28 protein-coding genes and 1 pseudogene are annotated in these 24,591 nt (G+C 70.0%); 17 read left to right on the top strand and 12 right to left on the bottom strand.

The window, feature by feature from the left end; genetic code table 11:
* Positions 1–6: 6 nt before the first annotated feature.
* From OG241_RS26095 to OG241_RS26085, 3 genes and pseudogenes are all read right to left on the bottom strand, one after another.
* Entirely contained in the window at positions 7–471 is a 465-nt protein-coding gene (locus OG241_RS26095) for a GntR family transcriptional regulator (protein ID WP_405818412.1), read from the bottom strand.
* A complete protein-coding gene (locus OG241_RS26090; RefSeq protein ID WP_405818410.1) occupies positions 464–1,267 on the bottom strand; it encodes a hypothetical protein in 804 nt (267 codons plus the stop codon). The genes OG241_RS26095 and OG241_RS26090 overlap by 8 nt, the downstream gene beginning before the upstream one ends.
* Before the next feature lie 146 nt (positions 1,268–1,413).
* Positions 1,414–1,620: pseudogene (locus OG241_RS26085) on the bottom strand (RNA polymerase sigma factor); the annotation flags it as partial.
* Between the two features lie 390 nt (positions 1,621–2,010).
* On the opposite strand from OG241_RS26085, the gene OG241_RS26080 reads away from it, so the two are divergent.
* On the top strand, positions 2,011–2,481 hold the full coding sequence (locus tag OG241_RS26080; RefSeq protein WP_405818408.1) for a hypothetical protein: 471 nt from the start codon (positions 2,011–2,013) through the stop codon (positions 2,479–2,481).
* A gap of 96 nt (positions 2,482–2,577) precedes the next feature.
* On the opposite strand, the gene OG241_RS26075 is transcribed toward OG241_RS26080, so the two are convergent.
* Positions 2,578–2,802 carry a hypothetical protein gene (locus tag OG241_RS26075; RefSeq protein ID WP_405818406.1) on the bottom strand — a complete coding sequence of 75 codons (225 nt, stop codon included), beginning with the start codon at positions 2,800–2,802 and terminating at the stop codon, positions 2,578–2,580.
* 224 nt (positions 2,803–3,026) lie between these two features.
* Here OG241_RS26075 and OG241_RS26070 point away from each other — a divergent pair, with 224 nt between their 5' ends.
* The 3 genes from OG241_RS26070 to OG241_RS26060 all read left to right on the top strand — a co-directional run bounded on the left by OG241_RS26070 (position 3,027) and on the right by OG241_RS26060 (position 5,427).
* Positions 3,027–3,392 (top strand): peptidoglycan-binding protein, encoded by a 366-nt coding sequence (locus tag OG241_RS26070; protein WP_405818404.1) that lies wholly within the window; start codon positions 3,027–3,029, stop codon positions 3,390–3,392.
* 104 nt (positions 3,393–3,496) lie between these two features.
* On the top strand, positions 3,497–4,279 hold the full coding sequence (locus OG241_RS26065) for an N-acetylmuramoyl-L-alanine amidase (RefSeq protein ID WP_405818402.1): 783 nt from the start codon (positions 3,497–3,499) through the stop codon (positions 4,277–4,279).
* Positions 4,280–4,377: 98 nt separating this feature from the next.
* Positions 4,378–5,427 carry an ArsR/SmtB family transcription factor gene (locus OG241_RS26060; RefSeq protein WP_405818401.1) on the top strand — a complete coding sequence of 350 codons (1,050 nt, stop codon included), beginning with the start codon at positions 4,378–4,380 and terminating at the stop codon, positions 5,425–5,427.
* Here the strand turns inward: OG241_RS26060 and OG241_RS26055 are convergent.
* Positions 5,399–5,896: a GNAT family N-acetyltransferase gene (locus tag OG241_RS26055; protein WP_405818399.1), complete on the bottom strand. Its 498-nt coding sequence runs from the start codon at positions 5,894–5,896 to the stop codon at positions 5,399–5,401. The genes OG241_RS26060 and OG241_RS26055 overlap by 29 nt on opposite strands.
* 125 nt (positions 5,897–6,021) lie before the next feature.
* Here OG241_RS26055 and OG241_RS26050 point away from each other — a divergent pair, with 125 nt between their 5' ends.
* Complete coding sequence (locus OG241_RS26050; RefSeq protein WP_405818397.1) at positions 6,022–6,735, top strand: hypothetical protein; 714 nt, start codon at positions 6,022–6,024, stop codon at positions 6,733–6,735.
* 11 nt (positions 6,736–6,746) lie between these two features.
* Here OG241_RS26050 and OG241_RS26045 read toward each other — a convergent pair whose 3' ends face one another.
* Positions 6,747–7,001: a DUF397 domain-containing protein gene (locus OG241_RS26045; protein WP_405818395.1), complete on the bottom strand. Its 255-nt coding sequence runs from the start codon at positions 6,999–7,001 to the stop codon at positions 6,747–6,749.
* Positions 6,998–7,843 (bottom strand): helix-turn-helix transcriptional regulator, encoded by an 846-nt coding sequence (locus OG241_RS26040; protein WP_405818393.1) that lies wholly within the window; start codon positions 7,841–7,843, stop codon positions 6,998–7,000. Before OG241_RS26040 ends, OG241_RS26045 begins: the two co-directional genes overlap by 4 nt.
* Positions 7,844–7,967: 124 nt before the next feature.
* Here OG241_RS26040 and OG241_RS26035 point away from each other — a divergent pair, with 124 nt between their 5' ends.
* From OG241_RS26035 to OG241_RS26015, 5 genes are all read left to right on the top strand, one after another.
* Entirely contained in the window at positions 7,968–8,402 is a 435-nt protein-coding gene (locus tag OG241_RS26035; protein ID WP_405818392.1) for a hypothetical protein, read from the top strand.
* Positions 8,403–8,561: 159 nt separating this feature from the next.
* Positions 8,562–9,443 (top strand): hypothetical protein, encoded by an 882-nt coding sequence (locus tag OG241_RS26030; RefSeq protein WP_405818390.1) that lies wholly within the window; start codon positions 8,562–8,564, stop codon positions 9,441–9,443.
* Between the two features lie 117 nt (positions 9,444–9,560).
* On the top strand, positions 9,561–9,824 hold the full coding sequence (locus OG241_RS26025) for a hypothetical protein (RefSeq protein WP_405818389.1): 264 nt from the start codon (positions 9,561–9,563) through the stop codon (positions 9,822–9,824).
* Positions 9,821–10,264 (top strand): hypothetical protein, encoded by a 444-nt coding sequence (locus tag OG241_RS26020; protein WP_405818387.1) that lies wholly within the window; start codon positions 9,821–9,823, stop codon positions 10,262–10,264. The genes OG241_RS26025 and OG241_RS26020 overlap by 4 nt, the downstream gene beginning before the upstream one ends.
* Before the next feature lie 167 nt (positions 10,265–10,431).
* Positions 10,432–10,722: a hypothetical protein gene (locus OG241_RS26015; protein ID WP_405818385.1), complete on the top strand. Its 291-nt coding sequence runs from the start codon at positions 10,432–10,434 to the stop codon at positions 10,720–10,722.
* A gap of 22 nt (positions 10,723–10,744) precedes the next feature.
* On the opposite strand, the gene OG241_RS26010 is transcribed toward OG241_RS26015, so the two are convergent.
* From OG241_RS26010 to OG241_RS25995, 4 genes are all read right to left on the bottom strand, one after another.
* Positions 10,745–11,395, bottom strand: a complete 651-nt coding sequence (locus OG241_RS26010) for a hypothetical protein (RefSeq protein WP_405818383.1) — start codon at positions 11,393–11,395, stop codon at positions 10,745–10,747.
* A gap of 199 nt (positions 11,396–11,594) precedes the next feature.
* The gene (locus OG241_RS26005; protein ID WP_405818381.1) at positions 11,595–14,030 is read right to left on the bottom strand and encodes a glycosyltransferase; all 2,436 of its coding nucleotides are present in this window, start codon (positions 14,028–14,030) and stop codon (positions 11,595–11,597) included.
* Positions 14,030–14,941 (bottom strand): GntR family transcriptional regulator, encoded by a 912-nt coding sequence (locus OG241_RS26000; RefSeq protein ID WP_405818379.1) that lies wholly within the window; start codon positions 14,939–14,941, stop codon positions 14,030–14,032. The genes OG241_RS26005 and OG241_RS26000 overlap by 1 nt, the downstream gene beginning before the upstream one ends.
* A 118-nt stretch (positions 14,942–15,059) precedes the next feature.
* The gene (locus tag OG241_RS25995; RefSeq protein WP_405818377.1) at positions 15,060–16,442 is read right to left on the bottom strand and encodes an aspartate aminotransferase family protein; all 1,383 of its coding nucleotides are present in this window, start codon (positions 16,440–16,442) and stop codon (positions 15,060–15,062) included.
* 265 nt (positions 16,443–16,707) lie between these two features.
* On the opposite strand from OG241_RS25995, the gene OG241_RS25990 reads away from it, so the two are divergent.
* On the top strand, positions 16,708–18,549 hold the full coding sequence (locus OG241_RS25990) for a protein kinase domain-containing protein (protein WP_405818375.1): 1,842 nt from the start codon (positions 16,708–16,710) through the stop codon (positions 18,547–18,549).
* 75 nt (positions 18,550–18,624) lie between these two features.
* On the opposite strand, the gene OG241_RS25985 is transcribed toward OG241_RS25990, so the two are convergent.
* Positions 18,625–19,395: an SLATT domain-containing protein gene (locus tag OG241_RS25985; protein ID WP_405818373.1), complete on the bottom strand. Its 771-nt coding sequence runs from the start codon at positions 19,393–19,395 to the stop codon at positions 18,625–18,627.
* Positions 19,396–19,734: 339 nt separating this feature from the next.
* Here OG241_RS25985 and OG241_RS25980 point away from each other — a divergent pair, with 339 nt between their 5' ends.
* The 6 genes from OG241_RS25980 to OG241_RS25955 all read left to right on the top strand — a co-directional run bounded on the left by OG241_RS25980 (position 19,735) and on the right by OG241_RS25955 (position 24,571).
* Positions 19,735–20,082, top strand: a complete 348-nt coding sequence (locus OG241_RS25980; protein WP_006373444.1) for a YbaB/EbfC family nucleoid-associated protein — start codon at positions 19,735–19,737, stop codon at positions 20,080–20,082.
* A 135-nt stretch (positions 20,083–20,217) separates the two neighbouring features.
* The gene (gene recR, locus OG241_RS25975) at positions 20,218–20,817 is read left to right on the top strand and encodes a recombination mediator RecR (protein WP_319092800.1); all 600 of its coding nucleotides are present in this window, start codon (positions 20,218–20,220) and stop codon (positions 20,815–20,817) included.
* Positions 20,810–21,469 carry a DUF5063 domain-containing protein gene (locus tag OG241_RS25970; protein WP_329274923.1) on the top strand — a complete coding sequence of 220 codons (660 nt, stop codon included), beginning with the start codon at positions 20,810–20,812 and terminating at the stop codon, positions 21,467–21,469. The genes recR and OG241_RS25970 overlap by 8 nt, the downstream gene beginning before the upstream one ends.
* Before the next feature lie 129 nt (positions 21,470–21,598).
* A complete protein-coding gene (locus OG241_RS25965; RefSeq protein ID WP_405818371.1) occupies positions 21,599–21,814 on the top strand; it encodes a helix-turn-helix domain-containing protein in 216 nt (71 codons plus the stop codon).
* A 108-nt stretch (positions 21,815–21,922) separates the two neighbouring features.
* Positions 21,923–22,234, top strand: coding sequence for a trypco2 family protein (locus tag OG241_RS25960; protein WP_405818370.1), 312 nt, complete (start codon positions 21,923–21,925; stop codon positions 22,232–22,234).
* 24 nt (positions 22,235–22,258) lie between these two features.
* On the top strand, positions 22,259–24,571 hold the full coding sequence (locus OG241_RS25955) for a tetratricopeptide repeat protein (RefSeq protein WP_405818368.1): 2,313 nt from the start codon (positions 22,259–22,261) through the stop codon (positions 24,569–24,571).
* The last annotated feature ends 20 nt before the right edge of the window (positions 24,572–24,591 follow it).

Here is a 24,591-nt window from a genome sequence, read left to right as displayed (position 1 = left end):
GCCGCCCTACGAAGTACGGCGACCCGCGCCGACGCCGGCCGTCTTGGGGCCGCCCGTTCCGCTGGCGGCGGGGGTGGTCGTCGAGGCGGCCGGTGCGGGGTCCAGGGCGTCGCGTACGGCGGTCAGGATGTCCTCGGTGTCGGCGCCGAGGGCTCGGGCGGCGGAGGTGAAGTCGCGGGCCAGGGTGGTGAGTTGGTCCGCATCGTGGGCGTGGGGCCCGGACGGGAGCGCCGCGACCCGGGTGCCCGCGCCACGGCGGGTACGGATCAGCTCGGCGGCCTCCAGCTCGCGGTAGGCGCGGGCCACTGTGCCCGGGGCCAGGTCGAGGTCGGTGGCGAGCTGGCGCACGGTCGGGAGGCGCTCGCCGGTGACCAGTCGGCCGGTGCGGATCAGCGCGGCCAGCTGGGCGCGGATCTGCTCGTAAGGCGGTACCTGGCTGGTGGTGTCGACACGGACGGCGGGGTCACTCATCGTCGATGATCCCCTCGCCGGTGGCTTCGTCGTCGACCGCCCGGGGTGCCACCACGGTGACCAGCGACCATCCGAAGGTGAACAGGCCGAGGAGGCTCAGCGGGCTGACCACAATGATGGCGGCGGCGCCCAGCGGTCCGGCGCAGGACTCCTCGGTGAGCGCGACGAAGATCATCAGCGCGACGAGCAGCACCTGGCTCGACACCAGCAGCCCCCAGGCTCCGGTGATCGCCCAGGCGCGGTCGCGGCGCTGCTGGTCGTCGCCCTGGCCGTGGGCGATCCGGCGCAGCGCCCAGACGCAGACGGGGGTTCCGACCGCGAGGGCGGCGAACATGGGGCCGCTGTAGTAGAGGCCGGGCCAGGGGCCGAGGGAGGTGAGTATCCCTTCGCAGGTGACGTTGAGGACCCGCCCCGTTCTGCCTGCCTGGTACGGAGGGGAGGAGGCCGTGGCCGCGCCGATCACCAGCAGGGTGACCAGGGACGCGGCCTGCAGAAGGATCAACGGCGCCATACGGGGCGGCACTTGGTCCCGGACCAGGCGCGGGGCGAGACTCGCGGTGCGTACGGCTTCCTGGGGACGCAGGGTCAGGGCGTCGCCGAGCAGGACACCGCCCACCGCGCACAGGCCGAAAGCGGTGATGGCGAACACGAGGGGCATCGCGATGTCGTCGCTGTCCATCGCGATCAACTGCTGCGCGACCACGATCCCGATCGCCAGGCCGGACCAGCGGGCGTAGTACTCGGCGTGGTCGAGGAACCGGGACTGGAGCGGGGCGGTGTCGAGCATGTCGAGCATGTGGAGATCCCCCCAGATCAACTTGTATCAAGCAGTGGGTACAAGATGCCTGGGTCGAGATCTTGTGTCAAATGCTCGGTACAAGGTGACGCGTGGCCGAGGCGGGCTCGCCGCAACCGCTCGATACCCAGGGGCAGGGGGAGTTCCCGGAAGCACTGCTGGAACGCGGTGGTGAAGGTCTCCGCCATCACGTCCTCGGCCGCCTCCGCGCCGAGCCGGCGCGCCGCCTAGCTGTGCACCGAGTCGGCATGGCGGTCGAAGAGCGCGGCGAATGCCTCGGGCTCGTCCCACGACCGTTCGATCACCGAGGCGTCGTTGTCCTGCCCCACCCTGACGTCTGGTTCGACGGTCATCGGGGCTCCCTTCGTCGGTTTCCTCGCGCTGAGGTCGTGGGCTTTCACCGGTACTTCGCCGTTGCCGGGAATCCGGTTCCACAGCGGCCCCCGCTTTCCCGCCTCCCGGAGGGAGGTGGGACTTTCGGTCGGATGTGGTGTGGTGCAGGGCGAGACCGAAGTGTCGGGTGAGGCGCCAGTGCATCCAGGACACGCCGCCATGGGTGGTTCGGAGGTCGGCTGCTCGACGCCAACCACCCATGAGATCAGGGAAGTTGACCGAGACGGGGTCATACGAACGGATACCCGAGTGAACCCTCTGGTCGCCGCCTCAGGCGCCCTGGTCTGCTGTTCGCGGTCAAGTCATGACCCGCATCGGCGGGCAGGCCGGCAGAGGAAGGTACAGACCAGATGAACCCGATGAAACGCCTAGGCGCGGCATTCGCCGTGAGCATCCTGATGCTGGGCGCGCTGCTGGGCATGACGAGCACGTCCGCCGCGGCGCAAGGCAGGGGACTGGCGGAAGTGAACAGCACCGTCGCTTCGGTGATGGGCGCGGACGTCGCGGCCAAGGGCCGTCAGATCAACGCGACGACCATGGACTACAACGGTTTCACCGCGACCAAGGCTGTGCGCGGCGCGCAGCTGACCTGCCCCTACCAGTATCTGTGTATGGAAGTACGGGGCACGGTGTTCCGCTACTACACCTGCGGGCTGTGGACCGTCTCCAACTGGTACGGCACCGGTCCCTGGATCAACAACCAGACTCCGGGGACGGTCGCTCGGTTCTACGGGCAGAGCGGCAACGAGCTGTGGAGTTCGACCGCGTACAGCTCCGGAACGGCGGACTGGGGTCCGGTGTGGTCGCTGCGTCCTTGCTGACCCGGATCGGATAGTCGAACCATGACGTGGGCTCGCACCCTGACAGGGTGCGGGCCTTCCGGCGCTCTGCGGCCGATGTGCCTTGGCCGCTGCGGCCTAGTCGCGCTGAGCGGCGAACAGTTCCAGGTGGGCGCAGTTGGGGCAACGGTAGGCGTCGATCTGCCAGTGAGGCCGCCCCATCCTCTTCGCGCCGCCCAACGGGCCTCGCTCAAGGGCGCCTTCGATCCACCGCGCGAACCCGCGAGAGCCCTGTCCGGAGTCCTCGACGAAGCCAGGCTCCAGCCCCACGGCACCGCACTGGGTGCACCGTATGTTGTTCATGCGGGGAGTGTAATCAGCTGATCTGGGCCGGAAACGCCGGGGGCGCCAAGGCGAGGAACGTGGTCCGGGGCCCGTCGGCGGCGGGGACATCTTCGACTCGGTCGTCCGGGTCGTCTGCCCTGACCTGCGTTCTTTCGGCCTGTTCGAATCTCGTGGACCGGTCGTCGTCTCACCACGCATTCTTTACTTCCGTCACAGGAAACGCACACCTCGGGAGAGACGACATGCGCACCCACCGCTCAGCCCTCCTGCTCGGCACCCTCGCACTCGCCGCCGGAGGAGTCCTCGCGGGCGCGCCCTCCGCCGGCGCCACCGCGGCCGAGAGCAACTGCAACTACATCCCCGACAGCGCCAGGCCCGAGGTCAACCGCGGCGACAAGGGCGACAACGTCCGCCAGGTGCAGTGCCTCATCAACTTCTACAGCAAGTACCCCACCTACATCGACGTGGACGGGGACTACGGCCAGAAGACCGCGGCCGGCATCTACTACGTACAGACCTGCAACGGCACCACGGGCGGCGCCGACGGCATCGTCGGTCCCAGCACCTGGTCCCGTCTCTACAGCCCCAAGGCCGCCTGCGCGCTGTAGGCCCGTGGCGGCGCTCCTCCGTTCCACCAGCTGTCCGCTCCCCTTCGAGGGAGCGGACAGCTTCGACCGGCCCGACACCCCCCCCACACAGGAGGAATCCCGCGATGACGGACCCGAACTCCGCCGGTTCCCGACGCCCGGCCCACCCGGCTCACCAGGCCCACCCGGCGCCCTTGGTGCCGCGCCGCGTCTTCCTGGGCGCCCTCGGTGCCGCCGGAGCGTTGAGCGTCGTACCCCGGTTTCCCGCGGCTGCCGCCGCCTCCGCCTCCGCCGCGTACACCTTGCTGTCGCGCGCGGCCTGGGGCGCGGACGAGACCCTGCGGTACACCGCCGCCGGTACGGAGATCTGGCCGCCCGAGTACTACCCGGTCCAGACGCTCACCGTGCACCACACCGACGACGGCAGCACCGACCCGGATCCGGCCGCGGTGGTGCGTGCGATCTACCGCAACGACACCGTGGGCAAGGGCTACGGCGACATCGGCTACAACTTCCTGATCGACAGGAACGGCCGGGTGTACGAAGGGCGTTGGTCCGGCACCGACGGCACGCCCGCCGAGGACGCGACAGGGCGAATGGTCACCGGCGCGCACGTCCAGGGATACAACAGCGGGAACCTCGGGATCGCCATGCTGGGCACGTTCACGACCACGCCCCCGACGACCGCCGCGCGCACCGCGCTCGTCCAGCTGCTGGCCGACCTCGCGGGACGCCACGCGCTCGTCCCGACGGGCAAGGTGCTCTACCGCAATCCGGTGAGCGGAGTCACCCGCGCGACGGCCGTCATCAGCGGTCACCTCGGCTGGGCGGACACCGACTGCCCGGGCACGATCTGGTCCCAACTGCCCGCCATACGAACGGAAGTTGACGCCCTGATACAGGGATGACGGCACGGCCGAAGATGGTTTGCGTCCCCTTAATTGTCTTCATGGGGCCGGTGGGGCATTCTCAACCCCACCGGGCAGGAATGACGCATGGGGGGACCGTGCTACGTATCCATTTCACGCCGGAGGATCTCTCCCGGACCAGACTCGCGGAACGCCCCGACCCGTTATGGGAGATCGCCGCCAGCCTGCACCGACTGCAGTCCAGGGAAGGGCGCTGGGCCCATGCGGCCTGGTACCGCGACACCCGTGCCGCCATCGCGACCCAGAAGCTGGGCGCCGTCGTACGAACTCTGCTGTATCCGCTGTTCCCTCGCGCGTCCTACTTCCCCGACTTCCTCACGCCGGCCGCGGCGGACCAGGGACTGCGAGCCGGGCTCGGCGCCATCCTCGACACACCGCCCGCCCGGGTCCGCCACGAGATCGATCTGCTGGCCCAGGTGCGGAGAGTGCCGAGCGAGATGTACCGCCTGGCCGACCACGACGTCCGCGCGGACCTGGTCACGGCGCTGCGCAGGTATCACGACGCTGCCATCGCTCCCTACCACGACCACATGCAGGCCCGCGTCGACGCCGAGGGCGCGCGCCGGGGCCGAGCTCTGCTGCACGGCGGAGCGGAGGTGCTGCTCGGCGGACTGGGACCGGCCATGCGCTGGAAGGCGCCCGTCCTTGAGGTCGACTATGTGGGCGGCATCGATCGTGATCTGCGTCTGGACGGTCGCGGGCTGCTCCTGATCCCCTCGTACTTCTCCTGGCAGAAGCCGGTCTCCTTCGCCGACCCCGACCTGCCGCCCGTCCTGGTCTACCCGCTGGCCCCGGCCGATCGCGAGTCCCGGCCCACCCCGTGCGAGGCACCGCTGTCGGCACTGCTCGGACGTACCCGCGCCGCGGTTCTGCTCGCGGTGACGTACGGAGCCACCAACTCGGAGATCGCCCGAGCGGTCTCGGTGTCCACCGCCAACGCCAGCCACCACACCACGGTGCTGCGCGACGCGGGACTCATCGCCAGCCACCGCCACGCGAACACCGTCCTCCACACCCTCACCCCACTCGGCGCCTCACTCCTGCGACTGCCCGACCAGGACCGCCGGGTCACAAGCATCCCGTGCCCGGATGTGGAGGTCAGACAGCGGCCAGGCTCATCGCCATGACCCGCTCCCTGCCAACGCCATCGGGCAGAAGATCGCCGGGCTCACCCGTGTCCGTGAAACCGTGCCGCTCATAGAGCGCGGTTGCCTTGCGGTTGTCCGGCATGACGGACAACCGCAGCGTCGTGGCACCGCGCTCCACCGCCCACCGCTCGACCGCCTGGATCAGGCAGTCACCCACGCCCTTGCCCCGAGCCGTGGGGCTGACCCACATCGAGATCAACTCCACGGTCTCCGCTCCCTCGCCCGGCACTCCGCTGGCTATGCCCACCGGAAGGCCGTCGAGGAACGCGGCGAGATCGTGCGCGCCTGGAATCGACAGACGGGCACGCCAGCGTTCCTCTCGGTCGCCGGAGCCCTGCCACTGGGCCAGCGTCGATCCGAACGCGTAGGGCGCCTCAGCAAGCGCGGCCAGTCGCAACTCCCGCCAAAGAGGCCAGTCGTCTGATTCCAGAGTGCGAAGTTCAAGCATGATCCAGACCCTGCCCGCCCGCCGGGGCGGGCAGCAAGTTGATTACCACCATGCAAACGAGGTCATTCAGCCGGCTGGGCCGGTGTGGAGGTTTCACTTGCCGGTCAGGTCGGTAAATTGAACAGATGTCCGATGTGATGGTCATGTACTGCTCGGGCTGGACCTTCGAGTTCGACGGCCGGTCATTGACCGTCACCCGGCGGGGGACGCCTTGGCGCCGCAAACGGGTCGAGCGCCTGCCGCTCGCCAGAATCCGCTCCTGCTACCTCCTCCGGTGGGAGAGGCAGGGCGACGGCATCGAAAGCCACGACTTCTGGCTGGTGCACGACACCGGTGTGGTGCGTATCGGCATCAGCCGGGAGTACTTCAAATTCGGCGACGCCTACTGGTTCGCCAAATATCTCAACGCGGCGATGTGCGAGAGGCTGCGCTGGGTCCTCAGGAACACCATCGGGCTCGGTCCGCATCCCGAGGCGGAACTCCTCCCAGTCCTTCGGTCGGCGCTGCAGTCGCGTCCGCCCAGCTCCAGCGTGCGTGACGTGCTCCAGCGTCTGGACGCGTTGTGCAAGGAGGGCCCCTCGGAGATGGGCCGCCAGACCGACTCCGGTCCGACCCGGCCATTTGACCTGCAGACCAACCACGACCGCGTGTTGGGCGGCGGCTCACCGAACTTCGAGACCTGGTGGACGTTCGTCGAGCACATCCGCGCCGGCTACGAGCCGACGGACGAGCCGGGTTGGGAGGAGGTCGTGCAGGACGTCATGCGAGGTCGGCTGATGTTGAGAGAGAGCAACCGGCGGCAGCACAACCGGTCGGGATACCCGAATCGGAACGCCTGAAGTCCTGGTCCTCAGCCGGTACGGGCGAGAAACGCGGCCCAGGCCCCGCCGGTGACCGTGAGGTTCGGGCCGGTCGAGATCTTGGAGTCGCGGATGTGGATGGCGGCGGTGGGGGTGTGGGGGCAGGGGGCGATCTCCACGCAGTTGCCGCCGCCACCGTCGCTGTACGTCGACTTGCGCCAGGCGTAGGCGACTTCGACGCAGTTTCCGCCACCGCTGTCGCTGTAGCTGGACTTGAACCAACGCAGTGCACCGGTGTCGCTCATGGTTCCTCTCCTGCCGATTCCGCCAACCGCTCGATGAGACTCAGTGAGTCGTCGGGACTCAGAGCCTGTGATCGGATCTTCGCATAGCGGTGCGCCAATTGGGCCACCTCGGGCGGCTCGCTGATGAGGATGCCCTGGTCCTCGATCTCCATGAATACGACGTGGTCGTGGTCCTCGGTGACGAGGAGTTTCATGGAGCCACGGTCACCGGCGTGCGATCCGCGCAACCCGCGGTCCAGCGGGAGTACTTGCAGGCACACGTTCTCCCGCTGCGCGTCCTCAGCGAGCGAGTGCATCTGCTCGCGCATGATCTCCCAGCTGCCGAACGGCCGCCGCAGTACGCCCTCTTCGAGGATCAGCTCGATCATCGGCGCCGGGTCGCGGTCGAAGAGCGCCCGGCGGGCGAGCCGTGCCTCTACGAGTTCTTCCCGCTTCTGGTCGGAGACCGACGGATAGCCACCCCGGATCAGTGCATGCGCGTACCGCTCAGTCTGGAAGACCCCGTCGATGACGAAGCTCTCGTACGAGGAGATCGTGACAGCGCCTCGCTCCAGCCCCGCAACTCCCCGGAACCGAGCCGGATACTTCTCCAACAGCATCCACTTCCGGGCCTTCTCGAAGACCCCGAGCCCACCCCCCAACACCTCCTCCAGCTTGACGAGCATCTTGTCGCTCGCGGGCTGCGCGCACGTCTCCATCGCGCTGATCGCCGACGCCGTGTAACCGATCAGCTTGCCCAACTCCTCCTGCGTGAGCCCAATTTGCTCGCGCAGGGCCTTGGCCAGTGCGGCGACCATGTGTGCCGTGCCGCCCGCTTCCACCTTGTTGTCCGAACTCGCCATCCGGTCACTCCCGAACTCAACCGAACTCAACTGGTCACCACCGACCCGCGCCGAATTCCGACAGCTACCGGCCCTCGACACAGAGTTATGGAAAAAGCTAGACCCACCTGCGAAAACTGTCCCCATGAATACGGAAAGTGACGAGGTAAACCTCGACGAGCCCCCACTCGCCCCTGAGATCCCCGACTGGGTCCCCGCCACCGGCATCCAACTCCGCAAAGCAGGCGTCCAGTTCGACGCGGTGCGGGTGGACGGCGACGAGGGCAGAGCGGCGGCGGACCGGCTGGCGCGGATGACCGGCGGGGCGCCGGGGCCGGTCGTGGAAGAGGCGAACGGGAATCGTGCCGTCTATTTCCTCGTGCCTGTGGGCGCGACTTCGCATCGGGTCTGGCCGCCCGGAGTCACTTGTCTCGCGTCCGGTCCGTGCCGCATCGCCTACATCCCCGTACCGGCGCTCAATGGCCAGACATGGCCGCTGACTTGGCGATATCGGCCGACGGGGCGAGATCACTTCGTACACGCGTTGCTCTTGAAGGCGGCGCTTCACTCCGAAGAGTGAAGAACGCGAACTTCCGCCCGGGGAAAGCCCGTTCAGCTTGCTTTCGTCGCTCTGCGTGCCCTTAGAGTCACGGCAACAGAAACACCCCCGCGGTGCGCCAACACCCGGGGGCTCGGCACTGGAGCGCCAGCTTCAGGCACTAAAAAACTGGAGCTCCCAGTGCGAATTCATCGTACGACGCCCACGCGCGCGTTTTCTGTCTTCTCGAACGCTCTTCTCCGCGACCGGAGTCTCTCCTGGTGCGCGGTAGGCGTACTGACGTACCTCCTCAGCCTTCCGAACGGCGCCCGCGCCACCATCCGAACCCTTGCCGAGCAGCGCAAGGAAGGGCGGGCCCGGATCGCCGCCGCCCTGCATGAGCTGGAGGAATCCCGGTATCTGCGGCGGGTGGTGCGCAAGGACGAGGAGTCCGGGCAGTTCTCCACCGTGTACGAGGTATTCGACACTCCGTACGAGGACGAGCCGCCTGCGGGTGAATCCGAAGAAGTTCAGAACCCGGCCTCCGGTGAGTCGCGATCCGGGGCTTCGGGCGGCCTCCCTTCGGGAGAAAAGACCAGGGAAGAAGAACCTCCCTCCCCGCCGTCGGCCGACGTGCCGTCGGGCGAGGTCGCGCCCGAGGCGCCGCCGGGCGAACGCACCGCGCTCGCCGCGCGGTTGCTCGGGTCGCTCAGCCGTACCGAGCCCCGGCTCGCCCTCGGGGCCGCCGAGGCGTTGCGGCTGGCGCCGCTGGTCGAGGAGTGGTGGGCGGCGGGGGCGAGCAACGCCCAGGTGCGCGCGGCCCTGACGCAGGGGCTGCCCTCGCCGCTGCACTCGCCCCGGGCCCTCGTCGAGAACCGACTGCGCCGCAAGCGCCCGGCTGCTGCTGGCGCTCCAGCTGCCGCTGCAGGTGAGGCGGTCGGGCAGGCGGCCGGGTCAACGGCCGTACCCGTCACGACCGTTGAGATCCGCAAGCCAGGCGCCTCCGGCGGTTACCGCGAGGCCGCCCGACGCGGTGGGGCACTGGCCCGCGCCCTGATGCAGGGACGGCCCGCGCCCGCGTAGGCGTACACAGACTCCCGGCCGTACGTCCGTGCGGCCGGGTCGACCCACCCGGAAGGAAACAGGATGACCGCATTGCTTGAGCGGCCGGAGACGGTATACCAGCGGTATACTTTCGTCATGGCTGACACCACCGTCAAGGTCGATCCCACAGTCCGTGACCGCCTCATGGTGCTCGCCCGCGAGCGCGGGATGACCATGCGCGATCTGATCGCCGAACTGGCCGGGGCCACGCCCACGCGGGAGGAGCTGCGCAAGCGCTACGAGGAGACCAAGGCGTACTGCGAGACCCACTTCGGCGTCATCCTCACCGACGAGGATCACGACCGCGTCGAGCAGGTGTGGCAGGACCTTGAGGCCGGACAGGAGGTGGAGAGCCTGTGAGCGCCGCAAAGGGAGGCGGAATGCCCGGAGCGGCCGGAGCGGCCGGCTCAACCGGTGTCGTCTTCGACGAGTCGGCGTTGCTGGCGCTCGGGTCGGGCAACTCGCTCGCCTCACAGTTCGTCTCGAACACCGAGCACGGACCCACCCGGCATGTGTACGTGCCCGCGCTCTGCCTGGCTGCCGCCGACGGGATGCGCAAGGGGCTGGCTGAGCACATCGGCGCTCTGCCGGCCGTCGAGATCGTCGAGTTGGACTTCGCGGGCGCGTCCACCGTGGGCGCGCTGCTGCGCGACGGGGTGGAGTGGCGGCTCGGCCACGCGGTCCACCTGTCCAGGCCGACGGCGGACTGGCCCAACGGCCGGCGCGTACTGACCGTCGAACCCGATCTGTACGCGGACATGCCCCTCGTACGGACCCTCAGGCTGCCGCGTCAGCGGTAGTCACCACAGGCAGAGGGGCCCGCGCCCCGAAAGGGACGCGGGCCCTGGGCCCTCGATGGCGGGGCCCCGAATGTGCGCACGCCAAGCGGACATACCGGGCATATCCTGAGGTGGCGCGAGTGCGTACCGGGCGTGCGGTGCGCGTCGATCAGGAGAAGGTGAGTGCCATGCGCGTTCTGCTCAAGGCGCAGTTCGACACCGAGAAGGGCAACGAGGGCATACGCAGCGGCAAGCTGCCGGAGCTGATGAAGGAGACCCTGGACCACCTCAAGCCCGAGGCGGCGTACTTCGGCCCCGAGGACGGGTGCCGGACCTGCTGGCTGGTCATCGACCTGAAGGACAGCTCCGACATCCCGCCCACTGCCGAGCCGTTCTTCACCCAGTTCAACGCCAAGATCACGCTCACCCCCGTCATGAACGCCGACGACCTGCAGAAGGGTCTCTCCCAGATCCGCTGAGCGCGCCGCCGGATGCCGCCGCTCAGCTGAAGACGATCATCGACCCCTGGGCCAGACTCCGGGTCGCCGCCGCGTTCAGGCCCAGCCACACATGCCGTTCCCGGGCGAACGGGCTCGAGTCGAACGGGGGAGGTGCCGCCGGTTCCTCCAGGGACGTGGGCGTCAGCGGCGGGGCCGGGGCGAACGGGGGGTTCGCCGGGTCGATGCCGATCGACGGGGCCACGAACTCCAGCTCCCTCAGCAGGCTCTGGGACGAGCCCAACGGGCCGCCTCCGGCGAGGAGTTCGTCGCTGGACAGAGGGTGCGGGAAGTCCACCGGTACGTATGCGCCCGCGTGGTCGTAGTGCCAGACCAGGTGCGACTGCTGGGCGGTCGCCTCGAACATCTCCAGCAACTGCTCGTAGTCACCGCCCAGTTCGCCCACCGGCGTCACCGGCAGCCCGCACACCTGGAGGAGGTAGGCGCGGCGCAGGAAGTGCAGCGCGTCGTAGTCGAAGCCCGCGATCGGGGCCACGTCGCCGGACAGCCCGGGCATGTACGCGTACACCGGCACCGGCGGCAGTCCTGCCTCGCCCAGCACCTTGTCGTAGAGGGCGAGTTCCTCGGCGAAGGGATTGTCGGGGGTGTGACACAGCACGTCGACGAGTGGGACCAGCCACAGGTCACAGGCCAAAGGAGAACTCCTCGCATCGTCGCAGGCGGTGGTCAGGCACCGCGGCCAGAGCAGTCAGGGAAGCGTAATGGGTCGTGGCTGGGTCGGACCCCTGTGCGATGGGCCAGACACCGAAAGGAACAGGTCAGGTAGGCGGGTCAGGCAGGCGGATCAAGTCGGGCAGATCAAGTCTGGCGGGTCAGGTCAGGTGGGACGGGACTCACGTCCCGTCGTGCAGGTCCCATACCCACACGCCGCCCGTCCACTTACCCTGCTTGCCCGTCAACTGCTTCAGCGTCTCGCGCAGCAACGCGTCGTTACCCTGCGGGGCCAGTACCAGCACGCCCGCCTTCCAGTACGCGAAGTCCTTCTTGGCCTGCGCGCGCCAGTTGGGGCCGATCGTCGGCGCGACGCCCGTGTAGCGCACGTCCCGCAGCATGTTGGAGGTGAAGCGGGGCGAGGCGCCGTAGATGCCGACGCGCTCGGCGCCGTAGGGCCCGTTGAAGTACCCGCCGGGCAGCTTGAAGCCGAGGCCGGCCGCCGTCTGCCAGTGCAGCGCCTGGGCGTTGCCGGGATCGGGCAACGGCACCGGGACGAGTGACTCGCCCTTGCCGACGTACGACTTCCACGTGCCGTCCGCGATGAACGCGGGCACGTCCGCGCGCTCCACCGTCTTCAGCGGGGCCGGGACGATCGGCAGCACGGCGAGGAGGACGGCCAGCGTGCCGAAGTACTGCGTGGGCAGCCGGCGCGTGGCCGCCAGCCGTTCCACGGCGAGGGCCAGCAGCATGCCCAGGGCGGGCGCGCAGATCATCGCCACCCGGCCCTCGATCACCGACTCGAACAGCGGCCTCTTGGCGAGCAGCGCCCAGGGTCCCGGCAGCACGGTGTCGGTCAGCGGGATCCGGAACTCGGGGCCCAGGGACAGGAAGGCCGCGGCGACCGCCGTGAAGGCGAGCGCCTTCACCGCCGTGCGCTCCCACAGGCGTACGACGATCGCGAAGGCCAGCAGGACCAGCGGCCAGCCGTAGAAGGCGTTCTGCTCGGTGGGGTTGAGGGAGAGGGCGTTCGCCCGGTCCGCGTCGCCCGCCACGAGGGAACGCTCGGCGAAGGAGAGCAGCGCGAGCGGGCTGTTGCCGGCGTTGTCGCCGTGCAGGACGCTCTTGTAGCTCTGCGGACCGGCGAACTGCCAGTAGAGGGGGAACGCGACGATCGGGAGACAGACCGCGCCCCCGATCAGCAGCCCGCGCAGCAGCGGACGCCAGGCGGCCTTCGCCAGGTCGCGACGCAGGACCCCGTAGGCGAGGGCGAACAGCGCCATGCCCATCGCCGCCAGGAGCAGCGGTTCCTCGCCGAGGAAGATCTGGTAGGCCGCCATCAGGCCCAGGATCACGCCGTTGCGGGTGACCCGCTCGCCCTCGCACAGGCGCAGGGCGCGGTCGATGATCAGCGGCATCATGAAGAGGATGACGAAGTTCGGGTGCGCGTTGGCGTGGCTGACCATCGGGGGCGCGAAGGTCGCCAGGGCCGCGCCGGCGAAGGCCGCTCCCCGTTGCCGTACGACCCTTTTCACGATCAGCCAGTACCAGGCCGTCGCTGTCGCGGCGAGGCCCAGCGTCATCACCAGGGCGAGGGAGACCGCCGGGCCCGCGAGGAGCGTGATCGGGGTGAAGGGGACGGAGAGGCCGAGCATGACCGTGTTGGCCATGAGGTTCACGCCGTCGGGGAAGCCCTGGAGGTCGGTGAAGAGGGGGTTGGCGAAGTGGCTGATGTTGTCGGCCGTGACCGCGAAGAACCACTCCCACTGGTTCTGGTCCTGGAGGGAGTCGGGGAGGTAGCGGTGGGCCGGGTCGAGCCAGCGGCCCGCGTACAGGGCGACCGCCATGAGGAGGAAGAGGGTGACCGCGAGAAGGTCGGCCGGGCGCAGCGCGCGCGCCTTGAGGGCCGTCAGTTCGGCGAGGACCCGGGCGTAGTCCAGCGGGCGTACCTTCGAGCCGGACTGGTGGGCCCAGCGGACCGGTATCTCGGCGACCGGCCAGTCCGCGCGGCGGAAGTGCTGGAGGACCTCGACGTCGATGCCCCAGCCGTTGAGCCGGGACGCGGCGAACGCCGTACGGGCACGGTCGCCGTCGAACAGTTTGAAGCCGCACTGGGTGTCCCGTATGCCGGGGACGGCGACCCTGCGTATCAGGAGGTTGCCGGCCCGGCCGAGGAGTTCCCGCATCCGGTGCTGGTGGTGCTCGATCGTCGCGCCGGGCACGGAACGGGAGCCGATGGCCGCCGCGTGCCCCTCGGTGAGCGCCTCGTCCAGGACCGTCAGCTCCTCTATCGGAGCCGCCAGATCGGCGTCGGTGACCAGTACGCGGGCGCCGCGCGAGGCGGCGACACCGAGGCGCAGGGCGTGGCCCTTGCCCCGGTTGCGAGGGCTGGTGACGAGCTGGACGCGGGGGTCGGCGAGGGCGGTGACGAGATCGCGGGTGCCGTCGGTGGAACCGTCGTCGACGACCACCACCTCCCAGGAGCCCCAGCGGTCCTCGTTCTTCTGGAGGTGGCCGGTGATCGCTTCGAGGGTGGGGCCGAGCCGCGCCTCCTCGTTGTAGGCGGGGACGACGACGGTCAGGTCGAGGGTGCCGGTGGTACGGGTGGGCGCGCTCATCAGAGGGTGCCCCCGTTGCCCGCGTTGCCCGCGGGTGCGGTGACGCCGTCGTCCGTGTCCTGCTCCTGCTCCGTCTCCGTCTCCGTCTCCGTCTCCTTGTCCTCGCCTCCGTCGGAGGCGAGGTCGGGGAGGCCGTCGCGGTCGTTGGCCAGGCCTTCGATGAGGGCGAGGGAGTGCAGGTCGTACGCGTCGACCACCTGGCGCGCCTCGGTGAGCTCGCGGCGGGTCAGCGCGTCGACGACGTCGGTGTAGTCGGACCACAGGTGACCGCGCAGACCGCTCAGCCGGCGCAGGTGCTGCACCGCGCACACCCAGGTCTGGACGCGCATCCGGTGCAGGAAGTCGGTGAGGTACGGATTGCCGAACAGGGCACCGAGCTCGCGCCAGAAGCGCAGGTCGTAGCCGATGAGGATGTTCAGCTCCCCGGCGGCGGCGGCGCGTCGCGCCTCCTCGCCCCGGCGGCGGACACCGGCGAGGGCGGCGGCGGCACGGGGGTCGCCGACCCGGACGAAGAAGCCGCGCGGACCCGGGCTGTCACTGGCGAAGCCCCCCACCCGACCACCTGCGGCACCGGTTGCCGCACCGGTCGCGAGACCCTTCGCCAGGCCGTGGAACATGCCGTCGGTGACCAGACCGCGGGCCTCGATCATGCCCCGGAAGTCGGCGAGCGAGTACTCGTGCACGCGGAAGCCGCGGTGCTGGTCGGCCTCCAGCAGGCCCTGGGCCGAGAGATCGACCAGGGCCTCGCGGACGGGCGTCGCGGAGACGCCGTACTGCTCGGCGATCTCCTTGACCGTGAACTCCTGACCCGGCTGGAGACGGCCGGCCAGCACCTCGTCGCGGAGCGCGTCCGCGATCTGCTGGCGCAGGGTGCTGCGGGTCACGGCGCCGTTGCCGCTGCTGGCGGGCATGGTCGGGACACTCCCCCTTCGCGCGTGTGGATGACTACTCGCATATGTCTACGAGCACGTCACCTTACGCGTTCGGGTTCCGGGGAGACTTTCCCGTGCGCTTACCCACTTTCTTGTCCTATGCGGCCGGATCCGTGTACTCGTCGGCGACCGAAAGGGCGGCGTCCAGGGCCGCGAGCCCCTCCTTGGCCTCGGCCTCGGTCACGTTGCAGGGCGGCACGACATGGGTGCGGTTCATGTTGATGAACGGCCACAGCCCGTTCGCCTTCGCGGCGGCGCCGAACGCGGCCATCGGGGCGTTGGCCTCCCCGGCGGCGTTGTACGGGACCAGCGGCTCCCGGGTCTCCTTGTTCCGTACGAGGTCCAGAGCCCAGAAGACACCGGTGCCGCGCACCTCGCCGACGCTCGGGTGCCGTGCGGCCAGCTCCCGGAGGCCCGGTCCGAGGATGTTCTCGCCGGTGCGGGCGGCCTGCCCGACGATGTCCTCCTCCGCCATCACGGTCAGCGTGGCGACGGCGGCGGCGCAGGCGAGCGGGTGCCCGGAGTAGGTGAGCCCGCCGGGGTAGGGGCGAGTGGCGAACGTCTCGGCGACGGCACCGGAGATCGCCACACCGCCGAGGGGCACATAGCCGGAGTTGACGCCCTTGGCGAAGGTCATCAGGTCGGGCACGACGTCGAACAGGTCGGCGGCGAACCACTCCCCGGTCCGCCCGAACCCGGCCATCACCTCGTCCAGGACGAAGACGATCCCGTACTGGTCGCAGAGCGCGCGCACTCCGGCGAGGTAGCCGGGCGGCGGGATCATGATGCCGGCGGTGCCGGGAATGGTCTCGAGAATGATCGCCGCGATGGTGGCGGACCCCTCGAAGACGATGGTGTCCTCAAGGTGCTGGAGCGCCCGCGCGCACTCCTGCTCCTCGGTCTCCGCATAGAACTTGGAGCGGTAAAGGTAAGGCGCCCAGAAGTGCACGACACCGGCGGTGCCGTTGTCGGAGGGCCAGCGGCGGGGGTCGCCGGTGAGGTTCACGGCCTGCTGGGTGCCGCCGTGGTAGGAGCGGTAGGCGGACAGCACCTTGGGCCGCCCGGTGTGCAGCCGGGCCATGCGGATGGCGTGCTCGACGGCGTCGGCGCCACCGTTGGTGAAGAAGATCTTGTCGAGATCGCCCGGGGTCCGCTCCGCGATCAGCCGGGCCGCCTCCGACCGCGCCTCGACGGCGAAGGCGGGCGCGAACGTCGTCATCCGCCCGGCCTGCTCCTGGATGGCCGCGACGACCTTCGGGTGCTGGTAGCCGATGTTCGTGAAGACCAGCCCACTGGTGAAGTCCAGGTACCGCCTGCCGTCGTAGTCCCAGAAGTACGACCCCTCGGCACCGGCGACGGCGAGCGGGTCGATGAGCTCCTGCGCGGACCAGGAGTGGAACACGTGCGCACGGTCGGCGGCCTTGACGGCCGCGCCGGACAGGGACTGGGCCGCCGACTGGGGGTTGGGCTGAGGGGTCATGCGGGGGAGCGTAGGTGTCCGGGGTGAGGGCGCGGTATCGGCGACCTGTCTGGGGAATGGCGGCTGACGCGACAGGTTGTCGACCTGGCCCAAACCTCGGCCCCGACGAAGACCGCGCACAAGCGCTTGCCACACGATCGCCGCTCCGCACTATCCTCGGCCTGTCGCGACGGCATCCGCGTGGAATGGCCTACGGGGCGTACGGGGTGCAGGCGATCTACGGGGTCTTGCAGGGCGTACGGGGAGTACGGGGAGGCGGCGCGGCATGCGGAAGCTCGGGGACGGCGATCCGGTGCGGATCGGGGCGTACCGGCTGCTCGCGCGGCTCGGCGCGGGCGGGATGGGGCATGTGTACCTCGCGCGGTCCGAGCGGGGACGTACCGTCGCCGTGAAGCTCGTCCGGCGGGAGCTGGCCGAGCAGGAGGAGTTCCGGGACCGGTTCCGGCAGGAGGTCGCCGCCGCGCGGCGCGTCGGGGGGCACTGGACGGCACCCGTGCTCGACGCCGACACCGAGGCCGCCGTGCCGTGGGTCGCGACCGGGTACGTCGCCGGGCCGAGCCTGAAGCAGGTCGTCGGGCGGGACCACGGGCCGCTGCCCGAGCGGTCGGTACACGTTCTCGCCGCCGGGCTCGCGCACGCCCTCCACGACATACACGCCGCCGGGATCGTCCACCGCGACCTCAAGCCGTCCAACGTCCTGGTCACCATCGACGGGCCCCGCGTCATCGACTTCGGTATCGCCCGCGCCCTGGAGACCGTCGCCGACGGCGGCCTGACCCGCACCGGCGCGCTCGTCGGCTCGCCGGGCTTCATGGCGCCGGAGCAGGTGCGGGGCGAGAGGGTCACACCCTCGGCGGACGTCTTCTGCCTCGGCACCGTGCTCGCGTACGCCGCCACGGGCGCCCTGCCCTTCGGCGCGGTCGGCAGCGGTGCCCACGCGATGATGTTCCGCATCGCCCAGGAGGAACCCGACCTGACGGATGTCCCGGAGGGCATCGCCGGCCTCGTCCGCGACTGCCTCCGCAAGGACCCGGCCGACCGCCCCACACCGGAAGAGATCCTGGAACGTACGGGGGTGTCGGCGGACCCCGCCGACGGACACACGGGGGACACCTGGCTGCCGGGCGCGCTGGTCGCCCAACTCGGGCGGCACGCCGTGCGGTTGCTCGACGCGGAGACAGAGGTGGAGGAGAGGCCGGGAGCGGAGGTGGGGGGCGGTGTCGAGGAGAGGGGGGCCGAGGAGAGCCAGGCCAATGAGCGGGAGGTCGAGGAGCGCGAGGCCACGGCACGTGAAGCCACGGCACGTGAAGCCACGGCACGTGAAGCCACGGCACGGGAGGTCGAGGCGCGGGAGGCCGGGGCCCGGGACATCGAGCCCGAGCACACGCCGCCCGACGAGCCGCTCACCGCTCCCGCCCACCAGCGGCACCATCCGCAGCCCTTCGCCGCCGCACCCGGCGCGAGCCGGCGACCCCCTGTCTGGCCCGGGGATCCCGCGCTCGAAGAGCCTGTCATACCGGTCGCGTGGAGCAGGACGCCCGCCGAGCCGCCGCTGCCCTACGCGACAGGGCGCGCGGAGCCGGCCGGTAGGAGATCGCGGCTGTCGGTCGGACTCGGCGTAGCCGCGCTGGTCGTCACCCTCGGAGCCGGCGCGTCCATCGCCACCCTGCTGAACGGCGACGACGGCACCCCGACCGTGCCCCCGACGCCCACCCCGACGTCGTCCGGCGGGCCGGTGTCACCGCCGAGCGGTGTCGTCCCGTCCGGCCTCCTCGGCACCTGGACCGCCTCGATCGACAGCGCCACGGGCCACAACACCCGCCGACTGACCATCACCCAGGGCGAGTTGGGCGACAAGGTGCTGACCCTGGTCGCCGACGGCCCCACGGAAACGGGCACCTACCACTGCGTCTTCGCCGCCGACCTGACCGAACGGCCCACCGGCGACACCCTGTTGAACATTGGCCCGTCCCAGGTCACCTCCGGCGAACCGGCCTCCTCCTGCACCCCGGGCGCCGCCTCCACCCTCACCCTGCGCAAGAACGGCACGCTGAGACGCGTGACAGCGGGCGGCGGCGGTGAGCTGACGTACGAGAAGGAGAGCTGACGCACGGGATGGGGAGCTGAGAGGCTCGTAGGCTCCGACGCCCGCGTGCGCTTGCGTGCGATCCGGGACCGCCCCTCACCGCGCCTCCGGCGGTCGTTGCCGGGGCATGTTGGGGCGGGCCCCCGGGGCGACGCCGAAGCGGCCCTGGTGGACTGTCGCGTCCTGGCGGGGCATCACCATCCCCGCCGACTGGATGCCCAGCGGCGCGGACCCCGTGCGGAACTCGACCATCCAGTCCGCCGTCTCCGCCCGGACCAGCTCCGTCACGTCCTCCGAGAAGCGGCGCAGTACTCCCAGGCACCGGTCGGCCGCCTCGCTCGCCGTGCCCTCCGTCGGTCCGAGGACCTCGCGCACGCTCTCCGAGGCCCAGTCGAACTGCAGCACCTGAAGGCGTCGCTGCACGGCCTGGGCGGTGGCGACGTCCCTTATCCAGCCCGAGGTGACCCCGAAGAACCGGTCGGCGGCGACGCACGCCACCGCGACCAGCATCGCCAGATAGCCCCAGGGAGCGATGTCGCCCACCACCCCGGTGAGGTCGAGCAGCGGCAGCGCGGCCCCGGTGACCGCCCCGAGGGCGGCGCCGGTACGCAGGGCCCGGGCGCCCCGCCGTTTCCAGACCCGGTCGGCGAGGTACCAGGCGGCCGTCTCCAGGGCCCCCTGCTCCACCCACCGGTACAGCTCGTCGAGGCGCGGTGCGGGTTCGCCCCAGTCGCCGAGGGGGAAGGGCCGGCCGGTGAGGTCCCCGGGCCGTGGCCCGGCGGTATTCAGCCCGGCGGGATCTTCGCTCCGCCCGTCATGGGGCGGTCTCTGGGACGACCCCTCGGGCTGCATCTCCGGCTGGCTCACCCGGCACTCCCTTAGCTGAGCAGACTGACCACAATCCATCACAGTCCGTGACACCGTACGGGCGCCCGCGTGACGTCTGATGCCGTTGTAAAGCTGTCGTGCCGCCCCCTTCCTACCGCCCAATGGGTGGCGATGACCAAGCTTTCGTTACTTTTCCGCTCGGAAGGCTCGCTTGATCAGGTAAGGCCGGTGAACAGGCTCACTCGAAAGAGTGCTGGAGCGACGGCCCACCCGACCACGTAGGCTCGTGCTGAAGCCGAAATTCGGCGCGCACGACGACGACCGATGACGCGCGCCGACGCACGACGAAGAACGATTACGGACGACGAGGAGCTGATCGTGATCCCCGGTGGTGGCCAGCCCAACATGCAGCAGCTGCTTCAGCAGGCCCAGAAGATGCAGCAGGACCTGGCGAACGCGCAGGAGGAGCTGGCGCGGACCGAGGTCGACGGGCAGGCGGGCGGCGGACTGGTCAAGGCGACCGTGACGGGCGCCGGCGAACTGCGGGCCCTCAAGATCGACCCGAAGGCGGTCGACCCCGAGGACACGGAGACCCTCGCCGACCTGGTCGTGGCGGCCGTACAGGCGGCGAACGAGAACGCGCAGCAGCTTCAGCAGCAGAAGCTCGGTCCGCTGGCCCAGGGTCTGGGCGGCGGCGGAAGCGGCATCCCGGGCCTGCCGTTCTGACGTTCGCCCCGCGCGCCCCCGCTCCCGCCTTCCTCAGGTGGGCGGCGGCCAACTACGGTACGTACAGCGGGCGCGAGGCGACCGTCGTACCGATGACCGTTGTACTGATGTACCGACGTACGGAAAGGCAGTCCGTTGTACGAAGGCGTGGTCCAGGACCTCATCGACGAACTGGGGCGGCTCCCGGGCGTCGGTCCCAAGAGCGCGCAACGGATCGCCTTCCACATCCTGCAGGCGGAGCCGACGGACGTTCGGCGGCTCGCGCACGCCCTCCTCGAAGTGAAGGCGAAAGTCCGCTTCTGCGCGACCTGCGGGAACGTGGCGCAGGAGGAGCTGTGCAACATCTGCCGCGACCCGCGCCGGGACCTGACGGTCATCTGCGTCGTCGAGGAGCCCAAGGACGTCGTGGCGGTCGAGCGGACGCGTGAGTTCCGCGGCAAGTACCACGTCCTGGGCGGCGCGATCAGCCCGATCGAGGGCGTGGGCCCCGACGACCTGCGGATCAGGGAGCTCCTGACCCGGCTCGCCGACGGCACGGTCACGGAACTGATCCTGGCCACGGACCCGAACCTGGAGGGCGAGGCCACGGCCACGTACCTCGCCCGCATGATCAAGCCCATGGGCCTCAAGGTCACCCGCCTGGCCAGCGGCCTCCCTGTGGGTGGCGACCTGGAATACGCGGACGAGGTGACCCTTGGCCGCGCCTTCGAGGGGAGACGACTTCTAGATGTCTGACGCCACGCTGCACGACACGACGCAGGACCCCGACGACTTCGCGGTCCAGATCGCCGACCAGGTGGAGAGCTTCCTGGTGGCCGTCACCGAGGTGGCGAAGGGCGACGAGCCGGACTCGGCGGTCCCCTTCCTCCTCCTGGAGGTCTCCCAGCTCCTGCTGGCCGGCGGTCGCCTCGGCGCCCACGAGGACATCCTCCCGGACGAGCGCTACGAGCCCGACATGGGCCCGGAACCGGACGTGGACGACATCCGCGAACGGCTGGCGCTGATGCTGGACCCGGTGGACGTCTACTCGGAGGTCTTCGACCCCTACGAGCCCCGCAAGGCCCCGGTCCCGGCCCGTATCTCCGACGACCTGGCCGACGTCATCGCCGACCTCCGCCACGGCATGGCCCACTACCGTGCGGGCCGCACCACGGAGGCCCTGTGGTGGTGGCAGTTCTCCTACTTCTCCAACTGGGGCTCGACGGCCTCCGCGACCCTGCGCGCCCTGCAGTCCCTGGTCGCCCATGTCCGCCTGAACCAGCCCCTGGCAGAGCTGGACGGCCTGGACACGGACCAGGAACTCGGCGACGAGACCCTGGCGGAGGAAGCCGGCAAGGTGATGGAGGAAGAGATCGCGGAGCCGCTGGGCCTGCGGACGGTGAAGTAGCGTCTCGCCGGCGCTCGGGCGTCCGCTTGTCGACAGCCTTTTCGGCTGCAGTACAGGAGACAAGGCAGGCAGCTGGGCTGAGACCAAGCGGCGGATGCGGGAGAGCCGGCCCGAGGTGTCCGACGCCGAGTGGGAGACCCGCAGGCAGGCGGCGCGTACGGCGACCGAGGCGCACGTGGTGGGCCACAGGTGGCCGCCTCGGTGGGGATCACCCGGGCCCGCGTCTCCCAGATCGAGCGGGGCGACATCCACAACCTGGAGACGATGCGTACGTACGCGGAGGCGCTCGGGGCGAGGATCACGGTGACCATCGAATACGGGGACCGTACGGTCGGCGCGGCCTGACCGGCGGGATCACGGATCGGGGCGTATGGCGTGGGGTGCGGCGGGTACGCTGCGCCCCACAGCGCGTGTGCGGGGGATTCCGTACGGTGGGGATGAAGGGGGCACCCGATGGCCGACGAGGCTTGGGCGGGGCTGGCAGAGTCGATCGGGGCGATCCGGGCGGAGCTTCAACAGGCGGCGCGGGACGGGGCAGGGGATGAGATCCAGTTCCGGACGGGTGCGGTGGAGATCGAGTTCGCCGTGGACGTGAAGCTGGACGGGGAGGCGCGGGCCAAGGTCCTGGTGCTGCCGTTCGGCGCGGAGGCGAAGGCCGCCCGCTCCAAGGGGACGACGAGCCGAGTGAAGCTCACGCTCCAGCCGGTCGACGCCGAGGGGACGGATCTGCGTATCAGGGACGACTCGGGGGAACGCCCCAAGTAACGGGGAGCACGGGGGTGTTGGCCTGTGGACGTGCGGCGGGTCGTCGAGATCTGGAATCCGGTCGGGAAGTGTGCGGGGACGGGCTATCTGGTCGCGGATCGCCTGGTCCTGACGGCTCTTCACAATGTGCTGGGCTGCGGTCGGTTGGAGGTCCGACGGCTCGGCGACGAGGAGTCGGCGTGGGTCGCGGCCGAGGTGTGTTGGCCGGCGAGCACCTCTGATCTGAAGAGGGAGCCGCAGGCAGACGCGGCGTTGGTCGTGATCACGGACCCGGGGTGGCGGGCGCCGGTGGGCGCCGAACCGGTCCGCTGGGGACGGCTCGACAGATCGGTCGTGGGGGAGCAGCGGCTGGGGTGCGTCGCGGTCGGCTTCCCCCGGTCGGAGGTGCGGGACGGGGTCCGCGACACCAAGGAGATCCGCGGCCACATCGAGACGTTGACCGGGCTCAAGTCCGAGGGGCTGATCACGGCGTACGTCGATGGGGTCGCCGTTCCCAGCAAGCCGGACGAGAGGTCGCGGTGGGCGGGGGCGTCGGGAGCGGCGTTGTTCGCGCGCGGGCGGCTCATCGGAGTCGTGACGACCGACCGGCAACGGGACTATGAAGCCGACCAGTTGACGGCGGTGTCGGTGGTGTCGCTGGCGGCTCGCCCAGGATTCGCCGTCGAGGTGAAGGCGGTTGGAGTCGAGCTGATCCCGGAGGACGTCACGGCTGCGGACTCGGGGCGGTCGCGTACGGTGTACGACGTCGAGGTCCCGCGAGGTGTGAACAACCTGCCGGAGCCGCCGTCACCGATCTTCGTCGGCAGGGCGGAGGCGATGGCGGAGTTGGAGCGGGCTCTGGCCGTGGACTCGCAGGCGATCACCCAGACCGTGCACGGACTGGGCGGGGTCGGGAAGACGACGCTGGCCCTGCACTACGCCCACGACCACGCGGGGGCGTACCGGCTGGTGTGGTGGATCCGCGCGGATACTCCCGAGCTGATCGAGGCGGGTTTCGCGGCGCTCACGCTCCGCCTGCGGGGCGGTGGGACGGAGGGCGAACTCACGACGGCTCAAGCCGCCGAGTGGGCTGTCGGGTGGCTGCAGACGCATCCAGGGTGGCTCCTGATCTTCGACAACGCGGAGAAGGCGGAGGACGTGTACGCCTGGACGGGCCAACTCCGGTCTGCTGGACGCCACTTGATCACCAGCCGGTACAAGAGGGGCTGGATCTGTGACCCGATCCCATTGTCCGTGCTGGACGAAGACGCCTCGCTGACCCTTCTGTCACGCCTGGGCGGCGCCGACGACGAGGACGAAGCCCGCGCACTGGCGGACGACCTGGGCCATCTCCCCCTCGCCCTGGAACAGGCGGGAGCCTTCATGGGGCAGACCGGGATCACGATCGCCGAGTACCGGGACATGCTGCGCAGCCACCCGGACCGTACGACGGACGCGGCACCGGGCGGCTCGGATCCCGCGCGGACGATTGCGCGGATCTGGCGCATCACCCTGGACGCACTCCAGGACCGGGACCCGCGGGCCGTGGAGATCCTGCGGATCGCCGCGTGGTACGCCCCGACGGGCATTCCACGCACTCTCCTCGCACCGCTCGCCGAGGACGCGCTCGACCTCGCACAACTCCTCGGGCTGTTGGCCGACTACAACATGATCACGCTCGACCGGGCGGAAATCGGCGTGCACCGCCTGGTCCAGACACTGGCGCGCACGCCGTCGAAGGCGGGCGGCGATCCGCATCGCGATCACGACCGCATCATGGCTGCGCGTGATCGCGCCGTGAAGCTGATCCTCGACGGGCTCCCGGAGGATCCCGAAAGGAATGTCGCGGGCTGGCCCACTTGGAGGGCCCTGCTCCCCCATGTCGAAGCGCTCCTCGACGTGGTGGGCCCGGAGGAGGACACCGTCGAGATTGACCTGATTCTCGCGCTGGCGGGGAGCTTCACCGAAGGGCAGGGACAGCTGAGCCAGGCCATCGCCTACTACAACCGCTCTCTGGCGGCGGCAACCCGGCTGCTCGGTGAGGATGACCCGAGCACGTTGGTCTCGCGGAACAATCTGGCTGGCGCGTACCGGGCGGTGGGGGATCTGGGGCGGGCGGTTCCGTTGTACGAGCGGACGTTGGCGGATCGTGTGCGGGTGTTGGGTGAGGATCATCCGGACACGTTGCTCTCGCGGAACAATCTGGCTGGCGCGTACCGGGAGGTGGGGGATCTGGGGCGGGCGATTCCGTTGTACGAGCGGACGTTGGCGGATTGCCTGCGGGTGCTGGGCGAGGACCACCCGACGACAAGGCTCGTCCGCGAGAATCTGTCCATTGCACGTGCCGATGAGCCCTGACCTACAGCCCCGCAGCCTCC

The organism is Streptomyces sp. NBC_01390 (assembly GCF_045040105.1).
Classification (GTDB): Bacteria; Actinomycetota; Actinomycetes; order Streptomycetales; family Streptomycetaceae; genus Streptomyces.
The sequence above is the reverse complement of the archived record's forward strand: the minus strand, read 5'-3'. Positions and strand labels throughout refer to the sequence as shown.